Here is a 16,061-nt window from a genome sequence, read left to right on the forward strand (position 1 = left end):
GTGCCGAAATCGCCCGCTGCCTGTTCAGTATATCTGTGATAGCTGAAGTTGCTGCGGCGTCATAGCCCTAAAAAATCCACAATCTGGGGGAAGTAGTGCTCGAAACCGACGAAAGCGTGGTTTCCGCCCGACTCCACCGTTTGCCGGCAGGCGGTGTAATAAGCCACTGCCTGACCGTAATCGAGAATTTCATCGCCCGTTTGCTGTAGCAACCAGATTAAATCCGGCGACTCCAAGGGATCGACCTGCATCACTTTCAGATCATAAACGTGGCGTGACTCTAACACATATTGCTGCCCGGTGTAGGGGTTCTCGTTGCTTCCCAGATAGTCGATCAGCAGCTCATACGGCTTCACCGCAGGGTTTACCACTACCGCTGGCAACGCAAAACACTGCGATAACCAGGTGGCATAATAACCGCCCAACGAGGAGCCTACCACGCCCATCGTCTGGCCTGCCCGCGCCATCACCAAATCTTCCAGCATTTCCGCCGCCTCCGCCGGGTAAGGCGGCAACTGCGGTACCAGCATGTCGATATGGGGATGATGTTCCGCCAGCCAGGCTTTGAAAGCCGTGGCCTTGGCCGAAAGCGGCGAGCTGTTGAAACCGTGCAGGTAAAGTAAGGTTGAAGGCATCAGTAGCCGTCCGAATCCATGTCGGGGCGGAAGTCATCGTTTTCCAGCCGGAATACCTGGGTTTCCACCCGGCCATCCGGCAACAGGTCAAGATAGCGCCAACCTGGGGAAACGTCGTCGATGGTAAAATTGGTGCAGTGCGGCTTGAATTGCACGCAGGTGGACGGCGTAGCCAACAGCCGACGCCCGTGCCAGCCCAGATCCAATTCCTGGTGGATATGCCCGCACAGCAGGGTATTCACTTTCGGATAGCGCCACAGCACGGCCGCCAGCGTATGCGGGTTACGCAGACTGTGTTGATCCAGCCAGGTGCAGCCGGAAGGCAACGGATGGTGATGCAGTAACAGCAGCGTGTAGCGCTCTGGATGAGCTTCCAGACAACGTTCCATCCACTCCAGCTGGTATTCACTCAGCTCGCCGTGCGGCACGCCAAACACCTGGCTATCCAGCAATAGCACCTGCCAGTTGTCCCCCAGCAGCACCTGCTTGGAAGGTGAGATACCGGCTGCGGCCAACGCATCTACCATCGCAGGCTGAAAATCGTGGTTCCCCGGCAGCCAGACACAGGGCGCGGGCAAACGGGTGATACCATCGGCAAAGTGCCGGTATGCCGCCTGGGAGTGATCCTGCGCCAGATCGCCGGTTGCCACGATCAGGTCGCACTCACGCTGCTGCGCGATCACCGCATCCAGCACCGCGTGATAGCTGGCATAGGTATTGATGCCGAGCAAGGTCTCACTCTTGCCAGCAAACAGGTGGGTATCTGTTATTTGTAAGATCCTGACCTTGGCCCCACTCGCCACGGGCAGTCTAAACAGGCTTTCCAAATGGTGTCCTTTGTTATCTCCGTCGACCTAACAAGCCGGAACCGCCATTGCTCCATGCGCTAAACAGTAGCGCAACCAATCAGCAAGAAACTGGTTAATTTGATGCTTTTCGTCGCGTTGATGCAACTTTTTGTTCGGATAATCATAACGCGCTTTAAACCGATAGATCTGCTGACTGGAACACACTTCCGCAACCATCGCGTCGTGGTACAGCCGCACCGTCATCGCGGGCAGGCTCCAGTAGCTGACCGCAGGCGCAGTCTGTTCAATCTGCACCAGCGTGGTGTAACGGGTAGATTCAACAATAGTCAGACGATAATGGGCGCCATTCACCTGATAAGTGACGGTTTCATCAACTTCGTCGTTACGCGGCATCAAACGCCGCAATTGCGCGAAGTTGGTTTCACACAATCTCATCATTTCGGGGAAGTCAGGGGTATAGCGCTTTTGCATTTAGTTGGCCCATTCTGCTTTAAGCGATTCATGGTGCAACGCCAGCCACTGCAATGCAATCACTGATGCGGCATTATCAATCGCGCCTTCTTCAACCCAGCGGTAAGCCTGTTCGCGGCTGACCACGTGGACACGGATATCTTCATGCTCTTCGGGCAATCCGTGGATCCCTTCGGCCGTCAGGGCATCAACCTCACCGACCATAATAGACAGACGTTCGCTGGTGCCACCAGGGCTGGCCAGATAGCTCAGCACCGGCTTGCAGCGCCCGACCACCACGCCAGCCTCTTCCAACGCTTCGCGGCGGCACACGTCCTCAACGCTTTCTCCCGTTTCGATCATACCCGCAACCATTTCCAGCAGCCAAGGGGAAGCTGAGCTATCGATGGCCGGGATCCGCAGTTGTTCAACCAGCACCACTTCGTCCCTGATGGGATCATAGGGTAGCAACACCGCCGCATGACCGCGCTCAAAAACCTCGCGAGTGACCTCACCGCTCATCTCACCGTTGAACAGACGATGGCGAAAGCGATATAAGTCGAGTGAAAAAAAACCACGGTATCGTGTCTCTCGTGCAATAATTTCTACATCATTTTTGTCGAAAGTAACGGGTGAAGGTTGCGAGCGGTTCATCTACGAATTCTCCTGTGTGATTATGCCGGCAAAATAAAGGGATTTGATGACAGAAACGGCGGGATTATCTTCACCCGCTTTGTGTTAGATTGTGAACCATGATATCAGGTAGCGCCGATGCAAATAGCCCAGTGTCAGTAAACGTAGCGTACACCAAGGTAAAAGTTCTGTGAGATGGCACATTAAGCCACCCTCAGCGCTCGGCAGACTCTGCTAGAATTGGCAACTATTCGTCTATCGTCAGCGCTAACATAGCAATATTGCTGCACAACAAGGAATGCAAATGAAGAAACTGCTCCCCCTTCTTATTGGTCTGAGCCTCGCAGGCTTCAGCACCATGAGCCAGGCAGAGAACCTGTTGCAGGTTTACAAACAGGCCAGGGAAAGTAACCCGGATCTGCGTAAAACCGCTGCCGATCGTGATGCGGCGTTTGAAAAAATCAACGAAGCACGCAGCCCGTTGCTGCCGCAGCTTGGCTTATCTGCTGGTTATACCTATAACAACGGCTTCCGCGATGCCAATGGGCTTAACAGCAATACCACCCAAGGCTCGCTCGCGCTGACCCAGACTATCTTTGATATGTCCAAATGGCGCGCGCTGACGCTGCAGGAAAAGACCGCCGGTATTACCGATGTCACTTTCCAGACGTCATCCCAGAAATTGATCCTGGATACGGCCACCGCCTATTTCAACGTACTGCAGGCGATCGACGCCCTGTCCTATACCCAGGCGAATAAACAAGCGGTCTACCGTACCCTGGATCAGACCACCCAACGTTTTAACGTGGGCCTGGTTGCCATTACCGACGTGCAGAACGCCCGTGCCAACTACGATACCGTATTGGCCAACGAAGTGACTGCCCGTAACAACCTGGATAACGCGGTAGAATCGTTACGCCAAATTACCGGCACCTTCTACCCGGAACTGGCCTCGCTGGATACCAACAAGTTCAGCACCAAGCGCCCGGATGCCGTCAACAGCCTGTTGAAAGAAGCGGAAAGCCGCAACCTGAGCCTGCTGTCTGCCCGCCTGAACCAGGATCTGGCCCGTGAGCAGATCAGATCGGCACAAACCGGCTATATGCCAACGGTTGATTTAAATGCTTCTACCGGGATCACCAATTCCAAATACAGCGGTTCCAGAGCTAACACAGGGACCAGTGGCAACGACTCGATTAATGGCCAGAACCAGGTCGGCATCAGCGTTAGCGTGCCGCTGTACAACGGCGGCGTAACCAACTCACGGGTAGAACAGGCGCAGTACAACTTCGTCGGTGCCAGTGAGCAGTTGGAAAGCGCCCACCGCAGCGTGGTGCAAACCGTGCGTTCCTCCTTCAACAACGTTTCTGCGTCCATCAGCAGCATCAGCGCTTATAAACAAGCGGTGGTTTCTGCCCAGAGTTCTCTGGATGCGACCGAAGCCGGTTACGAAGTAGGTACCCGTACCATCGTTGACGTGCTGGATGCGACAACCACGCTGTATAACGCCAAGCAACAGCTTTCCAATGCGCGTTATTCTTACCTGATCAACCAGCTGAACATCAAATCGGCGCTCGGCACGCTGAACGAAAACGATCTGATGATGCTTAACGGAACACTAGGCAAGCCAATCTCCACCGCGCCAGATGTGGTAGCCCCCCCAACAGCGGCGCAAGATGCCTATGTTGACGGTTCCAGCACCACTCGGCCAACGGCTAGCAGATAACCTGCTCCAGCTTTGAGCTACCGAATAACGGGGCCCGGCATTTGCCGCGCTCCGTTTTTTTATCCAATAATCCCGCATCTGCCCCTCACCTCACAGCCTCTCTAAACAGGTTAATGTTATGATTGGCTCCCTATTGGGGTTTATCTGCTGAACGGGATCTGATGGACAACGCTTCACTCTGGCAACGGTTGATCACCGAAGGCGCGTTACCGCCACAGCTGCGCCCCTCCCCGGCCATTTATGCCTCCTGGCTACGCTGCAGCCATCTGATGCAACCCGCCGTGTGGAAAGCCCCACATCGCGCCCTGGGCACTACCTTCGACTCTATCTGCCGGCGTAAGGATGATTTCATTACGCTCGGCCAGGCGGCGTTGGAAGATGCTTGGGAATATATGGAGCAGCGCCAATGCGTGTTGCTGATCCTCGATGAAAGCGGCTGCACGCTGTGGCAATGCGGCGACAAGGCGACCGGCGAGCAACTGCTCGAACTGGGTTTTGCGCCCGGTGCTTATTGGGCAGAAGGCGATATCGGCACCAATGCCCCTTCCCTGGCCGCATCCGAGGGCCATCCGGTACAGATCCATAGCGATGAACACGTGCGCCAGGCGCTGCATGGCTGGTCATTCTGCGCCGCACCGGTACATGACAATAGCGGCCGCCAGCGTGGTATGTTGGCTTTGGGTTGCCAGTTGGCCGATTGCAATGCGGGCGATCTTTCCCTGATCCTGGCGATCGCCCGAGAGATCGGCAATGCCCTGAACGCCGACGGCTTGCTGGCCGAATCCAATCGCCATCTCAATCAGCTCAACGGGCTACTGGACAGCGTAGACGACGGCGTTATGGCCTGGGATCACCGGGGTTATCTGCAATATATCAACCCGCGCGCCGCCACTATGCTCAAGCTGCATGAACAGCAGAGCCAAGGCAAACCACTGGCACAGTTGCTGACGTTACCGGCCTTGCTTAACCGCGCCATCAGCCAACGCCAGCCGTTACAGCATGTGGAAGTCACCTTTGAAAGCCAGGGCCAGTTTATCGCCGCGCTGCTCACCCTCAAACCGATATTGGACGGTGAGCACTGTAGCTTCATCGCCTTGCTGCATCCCTTGGAAAGGCTGCATCAATACGTCAGTAGCCAGATCGGCCGGGTCAGCCACACCTTCGAACAGATGCCTTCAGGCACCCAGGAAATGCGCCGCCTGATCCGCTATGGCCAGCAGGCGGCGAAGGGGCATCACCCGATTTTGCTGTGCGGTGAAGAAGGTGTGGGGAAAGAGCTGCTCAGCCAGGCCATCCACAATGCCAGCGAACGTGCCGCCGGGCCTTATATCGCCTTGAACTGCCAGTTGCTGCCCGAGGCACAAGGGTTGAAGGAGTTACTCGGCAGTGATGCCAACGAAGAACAGGCGGGCCAGCTCAGCAAGTTCGAACTGGCCAACGGCGGCACGCTGCATCTTGAACAGGTCGAATACCTGCCGCTGGCCATGCAGTCCGCCCTGTTGCAGGTGCTAAAAACCGGCGTGGTAATGCGTATGAATTCCAGCCGCGTGATCCCGGTGAACGTGCGGGTGATCGCTACCAGCGCCGCCAACCTGGCACTGCTGGTGCAACAGAATCGTTTTCGTCGCCAGTTGTTCTATAGCCTGCAGGCCTTCGAAATCCAAATTCCGCCGCTACGCCAGCGCCTCAGTGACATCCCTTTGCTGGTTCAGCACCATCTGCGCGCTCTGGAGCAACACTTCCAGTGCCGCTTCCGGGTAGACGACGAGGTAATGACCCAGCTTGGTCTGTACCTGTGGCCGGGTAACGATCTGGAACTGAAAGGAGTGATAGAGCGCGCCGCGATGATTTGCCACGGCCATCATATTCAACTGGCCGATCTGCCCTCTCACTTGCTCAGTCATCAGCCGCTAGTGGAAAGCGACACTCAACCAGCCATGCCGCTGCTGACGCTGGCGGAAATGGAGGTGCAGGCGATTATCCGCGTGGCCAACGTCAGCCACGGGCAGCTTAACGAGATGGCGCAGCTGCTGGGTATCAGCCGCACCACGCTGTGGCGTAAAGTCAAACAGTTGAATATCGATATCAGCCAGTTCAAGCTGCGGGGTTAATGGCTGAGTTGTAAGGTGCCACGTGCCGCATCCAGCATCGCTTTCTGGCCGTTGCGGGTCTTGCTCATACATTCGCTCATGCCGACCACCATCGGGATCCCCATCGCCTTGGCCAGGATCGCGGTATGCGACAAGGCGTTGCCGCCGCTCAGGCAAATACCGAGTACCATGCGCCGATCGAGCATCACGACGTCGGAAGGCATCAGCTCATCCATCACCAGGATCGCAGGCTCATTGAGCACGATCGCCGGGATAGGCTGCCGTGCCAGATGGCTCAGCGTACGGCGCAGCATGTCACGTACGTCCAGTTCCCGCGCCTGCAAATACTCATCATCCAGCGCCCGATAATCGTCGGCAATCTGCTCCAGTTCCTGCCGCCACGCCTGTTCCGCGCTGCATTGCTGTTGGGCGATACGGGTAAAGGCGGCCTGTTGCAGGTCGGGATCGTCTAGCAGCATGCTGTGCGCACCGAAGATCGCCGCCTGCGGTTTGCCGATCAGATTGCCTGTGCGATCCGCCAGCTTGTTCAGATCGTCTAACGTCTGCTGTAATGCGATACGCAGGCGCTGCTGTTCATTGAGCACGTCATCGGCCCCTAGCTGGCGTTCTTCCGTTTGCGGCCAGAAGCTCGACACCTGGAATATCGGACCACTGCTGACGCTTTCCTCCACGGGAATACCGTGCAGTGAAGGCAATTGCTGCTCAGATACGGTTTCGCCAAAGTGCTGCTCTGCCAACGCCTTGAACGCTGCCAGGGCCTCATCGGCCTGTGCACCATCGGCAATCAGGCGGATAGTGTCACCGTGGCGAACCTGCAACAAAGCCAATTGATTCAGGCTGCGTGGGTTGGCGCATTGGCCATGCTTTTCCAGCACCAGTTCCGCTGCAAAAGGAGCCAGAGCCTCTGCCAGACGCGCCGCCGGGCGAGCGTGCAACCCGTGCGGATTCTGTACCGTCCAACTCAGGCTTTTCCCCTGGCTCAGCGGTAAATTCAGTGGCTTGCTGGCGGGTATCTCCTCACCAAGCTGTGCCTGCTTGACCTGCAAGGCTCCTTGCGCCTCTGCCAGTACCTGCTCCAGGCTACCGCCCGCGTTAGCCGCTACGACCGCGGCCAGCGTGCCTTCCACCAACGGTGCCGCACACAGTACCACCTTGGCCGCCACCTCTGGGTCGAGCAGCTCAAGCGCGGTTTCCGCACTCAATAATGCGCTGCCGAGATCCATCAGCACCACGATCCCCGCTCCGTCCGCCACGGATTCGATCGCTTCCATCACTTTCACCGCATCGGTGCCGATCGGGTGGAGCTCATCATCGACCCCCGCCGCCAGCACCAGTTTGCACCCCTCGCCGCGCATCATCTGGCGGGCGAGTTGCTCAACACCCTGCGCCAGTTGTGCACTGTGCGAAACCACAACGATGTTGATCATCCTGCCTCCTCGACCACTTGGGCCAGCGTTTGTATCATCAGCATGACGGAGGTTGCGCCCGGATCCTGATGGCCGATACTGCGTTCGCCCAAATAGCTGGCTCGCCCTTTACGGGCCTGCATCACAATGGTGGCCTGTGCGGCCTGCTCCGCCCGAACGGCGGCCTGTTGTAGCGCCTGGGTCACGCTGAGCTGCTGATGTAGCGACTCGCCCAGGCTTGCAACGACCGGCCCCCAGACATCACACATGGTTTTATCGCCCGGTTCTGCCTTGCCGCGCATCGCTACGCCTTCCGCGCCTTCCTGGATCACCTGCTTCAATTCCGCCAGATCCAGGCTCTGCTTGGCATTGGCCGCCTGAGCCGCACGGATGAAGAAGGTGCCGAATAGTGGACCACTGGCACCGCCAACGCTGGAAAGTAGCGTCATACCGGTGTTCTTGAGAATAAAGCCGATGTCCTTATCCGCCACCGAAGGCAGCTTTTCTACCACCTTGCTAAAGCCACGGTTCATATTCAGGCCGTGGTCGCCATCACCAATATCGCTATCCAACTGAGTCAAGAAATCGCGTTCGCGGGTAAAGACCTCACCACAACGCATCAACCACTCAACGACCTGCTGTTTGCTTAATGTCATGATCCCTCCTCAGCCCCAACGCAGCGCTGGCGTGTTCACCGGCGCATCCCACAGCGATAACAACTCGTCATCCACTTGCAGCAAGGTGATGGAAACCCCCTGCATATCCAATGCGGTGCAGTATGATCCCACCAGGTTACGCTCGATCACGATCCCGGCTGCGGCGCAACGCTGCGCCAAACGGTGGTAAACCCCGTACAGTTCGGAAAGCGGCGTCGCCCCAAGGTTATTGACCAGCGCAATCACCCGATCGCCCTGCGTCAAAGCTCGTTTGCTCTGGCTCTCTTCACGCCACTCCCCCTGCTGACGATCCCAAACGCGGATCGAGCGCTGGTAATCACCGTGATCGATCAGGGTATGGAACATGTCATCTACCGTTTGATCGAGGGTGGTGAACGTCCGCCGTTCGATCCCCGGTTCGCCGTGGATGCCAACGCCGAACTCCATCTCGTTATCCGCCAAAGTAAACGACGGTTTACCTGCCGCAGGCACGGTGCAAGCGCCCAGAGCAATCCCTAGCGAGTGGCCTTGGTTGTTGATTTTGTGCCCCAGCGTGACCAGTGCGTCCAGATCAAAGCCCCGTACCGCTGCCGCGCCGAGCAGTTTTTCCATCAGCACCGTGTTGGCAACCCCACGTCGGCCAGCGGTAAATAGGCTGTCTTTCACCGCCACGTCATCATCCACCAGCACCGTTGCCACTGGCACGCCGCTGTCATGCAGCAATTCGGTCGCCGTTTCAAAGTTGAGGATGTCACCGGTGTAGTTCTTGATAATCAGCAATACCCCGGCACCGCCGTCGATGGCCTGGCCGCAGTCGTACATTTTATCCGGCGTCGGCGAGGTGAAAATCTCCCCTGGGCAAGCACCATCCAGCATTCCCTCGCCCACGAAGCCACAGTGCATCGGCTCATGGCCGCTACCACCGCCTGACAGGATCGCCACTTTGTCTGGGATCGGCCCCGCCGTGCGGGTCACAAACACCGGATCCTGATGCACCCGCAGTTCCGGGTGAGCGGCAGCCATGCCGAGTAGTTGTTCATTGAGTACCGAATCGACCTGATTGATTAGCTTTTTCACGGTTAATTCCTCTGTAGGAAACAGCGGGCGCGCTAACCGCGCCCGATGATTTATACGCGTTGCAACCAGGCGCTGCCCAGTTTATCCGCCGTCAGGATGGCCGCCTGTACGCTTTCCGGCGTCACGCTAAACGGCATGTTGTGGATGGTTTCACCCTTGGCACAGCTGGCCTCTGCCACCTTGCCGATTTTTTCTGTCAGTTCACCGGTAATGCCCATTTGCGCCAGGGTAATCGGCAGCCCGACCTGCTGGCAGAAGTTCAACACCGTTTCAATCTGCGCCATTGGGCTGTTTTGCAGCACCAGTTGAGACAGGGTGCCGAACGCCACTTTTTCCCCGTGATACAGATGATGGCACTCTTCCAGCACGGTAAAACCGTTGTGTATGGCGTGCGCCGCCGCCAGGCCGCTGCTTTCAAAACCGATACCGCTCAAATAGGTGTTAGCTTCAATGATGCGCTCCACCGCTTCGGTAACCACACCAGACTCCGCCGCCAGCTTGGCCTTAACCCCTTCAGCCAATAGCGTTTCATAGCATAGACGTGCCAGATTGAGCGCCGCCAGCGTAGACTTGCCGCCCGCCATGCTGGTGGCCTGGGCATCGAAACAGGCCTGAGCTTCAAAATAGGTGGAGAGCGCGTCACCCATACCCGCCACCAGCAGGCGTACCGGCGCTTTGGCGATAATCGCGCTGTCCATCACCACCATATTCGGGTTGGCGGGGTATATCAGGTATTCTTCAAACTCGCCGCTTTCGCTGTAGATCACCGACAACGCGCTGGTAGGCGCATCCGTCGAAGCAATGGTCGGCATCAACACCACCGGTACATGCTGGTAATAGGCGATCGCCTTGGCGGTATCCAGCGTTTTACCACCACCGATACCGATCACACCTTTGCAGCCGTGGCTTTTCAGCTCCCGACCAAGGCGGTCGATTTCCTTGCGGCAGCATTCGCCATTAAACGTACCAGCGTGATACTTCACCCCGTGCTGATGCAGGCTGCCCATCACAGTATCGCCCGCCAGTTTCATGACGAAATCGTCGGCGATCACAAAGTAATGATCGGCAAGGGCTTTGGCATATTCGCCCACTGAGGCCGACGCATTGGCACCTTGGATGTATTTGCTTGGGGATTGAATGATTCTCAACATAACTGACTCCTTGTAGGGACGTTAACCCAGTAACGTTCAGATTTCAGAGGATGATATCGACGTATTATTCTGTTGCTGACTATACGACCTGCCGACTGCTTGGCGAGTAAGGAAAAAAACGTTACATAATGGAACGTAGCTTCGGACAAAACGTTCCATTATGTAACGCTTTTGCTGCAGTTATGCTCCGTAAAGCGAACTGGCGCACACCGTAACGTATAAGTGCGTAAAGAGTGGATCCTGCGGGTGTTTCAGCTTTAATTTTGAGCATCTTTCCCCTATCCTATCGACCACTACTGGGCAAGGGCGAATACAGCCCGCATGATGGGATAGATATCGATGAAACGGACCAAAAACATCAACAAAGACACCTTCCGCAAATCCTGGAGCAGCTACCGTGTTGCTCCCGTAGCTTTGGCGATCAGCGCAGTGTTTATGCTGGCCGGCTGCGAACAGGCGGATGAGACGGTTTCCCTGTATAAAAATGCCGACGATTGTTCAACCTCCAACCCATCGATGAGCGAGCAGTGCACCACCGCGTATAACAACGCGCTGAAGGAAGCGGAAAAAACCGCGCCTAAATACGCCACTCGTGAAGACTGCGTCGCCGAATTCGGTGAAGCGCAATGTACTCAGGCTCCAGCACAGGCTGGCATGGCCGCAGAATCACAAAGCAGCGGCAGCATGTGGATGCCGCTGATGGCGGGCTACATGATGGGCCGCATGATGGGTGGCGGGGGCTACGCTCAACAGCCGCTGTTTACCTCTAAAAACGCCGCCAGCCCGGCAAACGGCAAGTTTGTTGACGCCAGTGGTAAAAGCTATGGCCCGGCAACCGCAGGCGGCCGCTCCATGACGGTACCTAAAACCGCCATGGCACCTAAACCAGCGGTGACCAATACCGTTACCCGTGGTGGCTTCGGTGAATCCGTGGCCAAACAGACCAGCATGCAGCGCAGCAGCGCCACTTCCAGCAGCTCACGCAGCATGGGTGGTTAATGCATGAAACGCGTTGCGATTAGCGAGCGCCCAGATTGGCGCGAAAAAGCCACCGAATTTGGTTTCGCCTTTCACACCATGTACGGCGAACCTTACTGGTGTGAAGATGCCTATTACCAATTCACATTGGCGCAGATCGAAGAGATTGAAGATGCCACCGCCGAGCTGCACCAGATGTGCCTGAAGGTGGTAGATAAGGTGGTCAATAGCGATCAACTGATGACCAAATTCTGCATCCCCAAGCACACCTGGGAATTTGTTCGCAGCTCCTGGCGCACTAATCAGCCTTCGCTGTATTCACGCCTCGATCTGGCCTATGACGGCATCAATCCGCCCAAACTGTTGGAAAATAACGCCGATACGCCAACCTCACTGTATGAGGCAGCATTTTTCCAATGGTTGTGGCTGGAAGATCAGATCAATGCCGGCAAGCTGGATCCCGCCGCGGACCAGTACAACAGCCTGCAAGAAAAACTGATTGAGCGTTTCGCCGATCTGCAAGCCAACCACGGCTTTGGCCTGCTGCATCTGGCCTGCTGCCAAGACAGCGAGGAAGATCGCGGTACGGTGCAATATCTGCAAGATTGCGCGCTGGAAGCGGGCCTGCCGACCGAATTCCTGTATATGGAAGAGATTGGCCTTGGCGAGAAAGGCCAGTTCACCGATCTGCAAAATCAGGTGATCGGCAACCTGTTCAAGCTCTATCCGTGGGAATTTATGCTGCGCGAGATGTTCTCCACCAAGCTGGAAGACGCTGGCGTACGCTGGCTGGAACCAGCCTGGAAGAGCATTATCTCCAACAAGGCTCTGCTGCCGCTGTTGTGGGAAATGTTCCCGGATCATCCAAACCTGCTGCCAGCCTACTTTGCCGAGGACGATCACCCGCAGATGGATCATTACGTCACCAAGCCGCTGTTCTCACGCGAGGGTGCCAACATCCAGATCGTCCAGAACGGTCAGGAAGTGGCGCGCGTAGATGGGCCATATGGTGAAGAAGGCATGATTGTGCAGCAGTTCCATCCGTTGCCACAGTTTGAGGGCAGCTATACGCTGATCGGCAGCTGGCTGGTCAACGATCAGCCTTGCGGTATTGGCCTGCGTGAAGATCGCGAGTTGATCACCCAGGATCTGTCGCGCTTCTATCCGCATATTATTCTTGGTTAATCCGTAGGATCGAACCTATTCGATCGTAGAGGCGCGAATTTTTCGCGCCTTTTTTATTCAACCAACCTGCACCGAAAGCATACTCAACGCGGCCATTTCAATCCCATCGATTGGCACCGAAATCGGCTCTTTACCATCCCAGCCGCCCAATACATACAGCAACGGCAGATAATGCTCTGGTGTCGGGTTCGACAACGCTGCGCCTTCATGCTGCATAAAATTCACCAGCGGGTGATGTTCGCCCTGATAGTCCAGGTTATCACGTACGTACTGGTTGAATGACTCCGCCCAAGGATACGGGCTGGTGTCACCCTGCCATTTCACCATGCGCAGGTTATGCACCACGTTGCCGCTGGCCACGATCATGATCCCCCGATCGCGCAGCGCCGCCAGCTTACGGCCCAGCTCAAAATGGTATTCCGCTGGCTGAGTCCCATCGATGCTCAGCTGCACCACCGGGATATCGGCTTGCGGATACATCTTGATCAGCACGCCCCAGCTACCGTGATCCAACCCCCACTCACTGGTATCGGCCATCACCTGCGCCGGGGCCAACAGGCTTTGCAGCTCTGCCGCCAGCTCCGGTGAACCCGGTGCCGGGTACTGCGTATCAAACAGCGCCTGCGGGAAGCCGCCAAAGTCGTGAATGGTTTTTGGATGTTCCATCGCCGTCACTGCCGTCCCACGAGTGTACCAGTGGGCAGACACAGCAACGATCGCCTTTGGCCGTGGCAATTGCTCACCCAACGCACGCCAGGCCTGGGTATAGCGGTTATCTTCCAGCACGTTCATCGGGCTTCCGTGGCCAAGAAAGAGTGCAGGCATACGAGAGGTGGTCATAAAATATCCTTGGTTAGCGTGACAAGTGTTCTGCTGACTACATTACGCTGTTTACCCAACCAAGGCAGCCGGATAACCCTGATGGTGATCGTCAAGAAATTTGAATGGCTGGAGCGATTGAAACCATCAGCCAAATCCACTCGATTTATACCTTGGCTCTGTTAGTATCGGAAATGGGTATATTTTCATTAGCATACAAGGAGAATGCATGTCTGTACCGCTGATCCTGACCTTGTTAGCCGGGGGCGCTACCTTTGTCGGTGCCCTGCTCGGCATTATTGGCCAGAAGCCCTCCAACCGCCTGCTGGCGTTTGCGCTCGGCTTTGCCGCAGGGATTATGCTGTTAATTTCATTGATGGAAATGCTGCCCGCTGCGCTGCACACCGTCGGCATGTCGCCCATGCTTGGCTACGGCATGTTTATGCTCGGGCTGTTAGGTTACTTTGCGCTGGATCGCATGCTGCCACACCAGCATCCGCAAGACCTGGTGCAAAAGCCCATCAAGCCCCATAACCTGAAACGCACCGCAATGCTGCTGACGCTCGGCATCAGCCTGCACAACTTCCCGGAAGGGATTGCTACCTTTGTCACCGCCAGCGCCGATCTGGAACTGGGGATGGGCATTGCGCTCGCGGTCGCCATCCACAATATTCCAGAAGGATTGGCGGTCGCCGGGCCGGTGTATGCGGCAACCGGCTCCAAAACCAAGGCGCTGCTGTGGTCTGGTATTTCCGGCATGGCAGAAATTCTGGGGGGCGTACTGGCCTTCCTAGTGCTCGGCCCGATGGTTTCACCGGTGGTGATGGCGTCGATTATGGCTGCGGTGGCCGGGATTATGGTGGCGCTGTCGGTAGATGAATTAATGCCGTTGGCCAAAGAGATCGATCCACACAATAATCCAAGCTATGGCGTGCTGTGCGGCATGGCGGTGATGGGATTTAGCCTGACGCTGTTGCAAAGCGGCGGCATCGGATAAAGAATTTTAAGCACAAAAAAGCCGCTTCATCAGCGGCTTTTTCATTTCAGTCAGCGACTCAGCTGGCTTTCTTTTCGTGCGACTGGCGATAGGCCACCAGATCTTCGATAGTCAGCACCACCATGTCATGCTGCTTGGCAAAGGTGATCACTTCTGGCGCATGCGCCATGCTGCCGTCATCGTTAGTCAGCTCGCACAGCACGCCAGCGGGTTTGAAACCGGCCATTGAGACCAGATCGATGGTCGCTTCGGTGTGGCCACGGCGGTTCAATACGCCACCAGGCTGAGCACGCAGCGGGAACACGTGGCCTGGGCGGTTCAAATCGCTCGGCTTGGCACCGTCTGCAATGGCCGCACGGATGGTCGTCAGGCGATCGCTAGCCGATACGCCAGTGGTCACGCCCTGCGCCGCTTCAATCGTCACGGTAAAGGCAGTCTGGAACTGGCTGGAGTTGTTGGTGACCATCATCGGCAGCTCAAGCTGCTGGCGACGATCTTCAGTGATACACAGGCAAACAATGCCGCTACCGTGGCGAATGGTCAGCGCCATCTGTTCAACGGTCATGGTTTCTGCGGCGAAGATCATGTCACCTTCGTTTTCACGGTTTTCATCATCAAGCACCATCACACCGCGCCCGTTGCGCAGTGCATCAAGAGCGCGTTCAACGCGTTCTTCCGGCGTGCCGAAATCTGAAAGTAGAGTCTGATTCATGGTAAAAAACCTCATTAAAATTATGGATTACCAGAACCAGGGCGATCTTGAGGAGTGGCTATGCCAATAGCCAAAAAAATAACGCAAGCGGGGCATACGCCCGACAGGTGTCGTTACTCTCTCCCATCCGGACTATAACCGTCGGCCCCGGAATTACACCGGATCTGCTGACCTCTAACCCACTCCTGAGAGATAGGCTGAGCGCTCGCGGGCTTTCACCGTGAATGGTGATTTACCGCCGGTGGGGACTTGCACCCCGCCCTGAGAATAAGCATCTCGACTATAACCCCATCGCTTTAGTGTTTCAAGCCATCCGGTCGCGTAATGAGGGATCGCGCAGCAAACACGGTAATGGTTTATCCGGCGAGCAACTCGCATTACACTAGGCATCTGCCACCAAATATCAGAAAGGGAAACGCCATGATTGACCCGAAAAAAATTGAACAGATCGCACGCCAGGTCCAAGAGTCGATGCCTAAAGGCGTACGTGAATTCGGGGAAGACGTTGAGAAAAAAATCCGCCAGGTACTGCAAGCGCAGTTGACCCGTCTGGATCTGGTTAACCGCGAAGAATTTGACGTGCAGACTCAAGTCCTGCTGCGCACCCGCGAGAAGCTGGCATTGCTGGAACAGCGCCTGACTGAATTGGAAGGCAAGCTGGATACCGCACCGGTAGCCAAGCCAGCAGACGAATAAGTTTATTGTAAGGGGCGCAT

General features: G+C 56.3%; 16 protein-coding genes and 1 riboswitch. Of the genes, 6 read left to right on the top strand and 10 right to left on the bottom strand.

Features of this window, described 5'->3' with window-relative positions; translation table 11 throughout:
* Nucleotides 1-59: 59 nt before the first annotated feature.
* From yqiA to nudF, 4 genes are read right to left on the bottom strand one after another with little or no spacing between them, the layout of a single operon-like run.
* Nucleotides 60-635: an esterase YqiA gene (gene yqiA / locus KGP21_RS24775; RefSeq protein ID WP_021806858.1), complete on the bottom strand. Its 576-nt coding sequence runs from the start codon at nt 633-635 to the stop codon at nt 60-62.
* Nucleotides 635-1,462: a 3',5'-cyclic-AMP phosphodiesterase gene (gene cpdA / locus KGP21_RS24780; RefSeq protein ID WP_021806859.1), complete on the bottom strand. Its 828-nt coding sequence runs from the start codon at nt 1,460-1,462 to the stop codon at nt 635-637. Before cpdA ends, yqiA begins: the two co-directional genes overlap by 1 nt.
* A gap of 27 nt (nt 1,463-1,489) precedes the next feature.
* Nucleotides 1,490-1,915 (bottom strand): DUF1249 family protein, encoded by a 426-nt coding sequence (locus tag KGP21_RS24785; RefSeq protein WP_021179514.1) that lies wholly within the window; start codon nt 1,913-1,915, stop codon nt 1,490-1,492.
* Nucleotides 1,916-2,548, bottom strand: a complete 633-nt coding sequence (nudF, locus tag KGP21_RS24790; protein WP_021806860.1) for an ADP-ribose diphosphatase — start codon at nt 2,546-2,548, stop codon at nt 1,916-1,918.
* A gap of 283 nt (nt 2,549-2,831) precedes the next feature.
* Here nudF and tolC point away from each other — a divergent pair, with 283 nt between their 5' ends.
* On the top strand, nt 2,832-4,253 hold the full coding sequence (gene tolC, locus KGP21_RS24795) for an outer membrane channel protein TolC (RefSeq protein WP_209529839.1): 1,422 nt from the start codon (nt 2,832-2,834) through the stop codon (nt 4,251-4,253).
* A gap of 161 nt (nt 4,254-4,414) precedes the next feature.
* Nucleotides 4,415-6,364: a dihydroxyacetone kinase operon transcriptional regulator DhaR gene (gene dhaR / locus KGP21_RS24800; protein ID WP_115159740.1), complete on the top strand. Its 1,950-nt coding sequence runs from the start codon at nt 4,415-4,417 to the stop codon at nt 6,362-6,364.
* On the opposite strand, the gene dhaM is transcribed toward dhaR, so the two are convergent.
* The 4 genes from dhaM to KGP21_RS24820 are packed head-to-tail and all read right to left on the bottom strand — an operon-like array spanning nt 6,361 to nt 10,654.
* The gene (gene dhaM / locus KGP21_RS24805) at nt 6,361-7,791 is read right to left on the bottom strand and encodes a dihydroxyacetone kinase phosphoryl donor subunit DhaM (RefSeq protein ID WP_094983154.1); all 1,431 of its coding nucleotides are present in this window, start codon (nt 7,789-7,791) and stop codon (nt 6,361-6,363) included. The two genes, dhaR and dhaM, sit on opposite strands and share 4 nt — an antisense overlap.
* On the bottom strand, nt 7,788-8,426 hold the full coding sequence (gene dhaL / locus KGP21_RS24810) for a dihydroxyacetone kinase subunit DhaL (RefSeq protein ID WP_021806862.1): 639 nt from the start codon (nt 8,424-8,426) through the stop codon (nt 7,788-7,790). The genes dhaM and dhaL overlap by 4 nt, the downstream gene beginning before the upstream one ends.
* Before the next feature lie 9 nt (nt 8,427-8,435).
* Complete coding sequence (dhaK, locus tag KGP21_RS24815) at nt 8,436-9,503, bottom strand: dihydroxyacetone kinase subunit DhaK (protein ID WP_021806863.1); 1,068 nt, start codon at nt 9,501-9,503, stop codon at nt 8,436-8,438.
* 50 nt (nt 9,504-9,553) lie between these two features.
* A complete protein-coding gene (locus tag KGP21_RS24820) occupies nt 9,554-10,654 on the bottom strand; it encodes a glycerol dehydrogenase (RefSeq protein ID WP_209529835.1) in 1,101 nt (366 codons plus the stop codon).
* Between the two features lie 339 nt (nt 10,655-10,993).
* Here KGP21_RS24820 and KGP21_RS24825 point away from each other — a divergent pair, with 339 nt between their 5' ends.
* Together KGP21_RS24825 and KGP21_RS24830 are read left to right on the top strand one after the other, a co-directional pair.
* Nucleotides 10,994-11,653 carry a DUF1190 family protein gene (locus KGP21_RS24825; protein WP_209529833.1) on the top strand — a complete coding sequence of 220 codons (660 nt, stop codon included), beginning with the start codon at nt 10,994-10,996 and terminating at the stop codon, nt 11,651-11,653.
* Between the two features lie 3 nt (nt 11,654-11,656).
* Nucleotides 11,657-12,817: a glutathionylspermidine synthase family protein gene (locus tag KGP21_RS24830; RefSeq protein ID WP_021806865.1), complete on the top strand. Its 1,161-nt coding sequence runs from the start codon at nt 11,657-11,659 to the stop codon at nt 12,815-12,817.
* A 57-nt stretch (nt 12,818-12,874) separates the two neighbouring features.
* Here KGP21_RS24830 and ygiD read toward each other — a convergent pair whose 3' ends face one another.
* Nucleotides 12,875-13,657 (bottom strand): 4,5-DOPA dioxygenase extradiol, encoded by a 783-nt coding sequence (gene ygiD, locus KGP21_RS24835; RefSeq protein ID WP_059201847.1) that lies wholly within the window; start codon nt 13,655-13,657, stop codon nt 12,875-12,877.
* Between the two features lie 208 nt (nt 13,658-13,865).
* Between ygiD and zupT the strand changes: the two genes are divergently transcribed.
* Complete coding sequence (gene zupT / locus KGP21_RS24840; protein ID WP_021806868.1) at nt 13,866-14,633, top strand: zinc transporter ZupT; 768 nt, start codon at nt 13,866-13,868, stop codon at nt 14,631-14,633.
* Between the two features lie 58 nt (nt 14,634-14,691).
* Here the strand turns inward: zupT and ribB are convergent, their stop codons facing one another.
* Entirely contained in the window at nt 14,692-15,345 is a 654-nt protein-coding gene (ribB, locus tag KGP21_RS24845) for a 3,4-dihydroxy-2-butanone-4-phosphate synthase (protein WP_021179502.1), read from the bottom strand.
* A gap of 111 nt (nt 15,346-15,456) precedes the next feature.
* Nucleotides 15,457-15,618: riboswitch (FMN riboswitch) on the bottom strand.
* A gap of 147 nt (nt 15,619-15,765) precedes the next feature.
* Between ribB and KGP21_RS24850 the strand changes: the two genes are divergently transcribed.
* Entirely contained in the window at nt 15,766-16,041 is a 276-nt protein-coding gene (locus KGP21_RS24850) for an accessory factor UbiK family protein (RefSeq protein ID WP_021806869.1), read from the top strand.
* The last annotated feature ends 20 nt before the right edge of the window (nt 16,042-16,061 follow it).

Origin of the sequence: Serratia sp. JSRIV004, from assembly GCF_019968705.1 — a bacterium.
In the GTDB taxonomy this organism is placed as follows: Bacteria; Pseudomonadota; Gammaproteobacteria; order Enterobacterales; family Enterobacteriaceae; genus Chania; species Chania fonticola_B.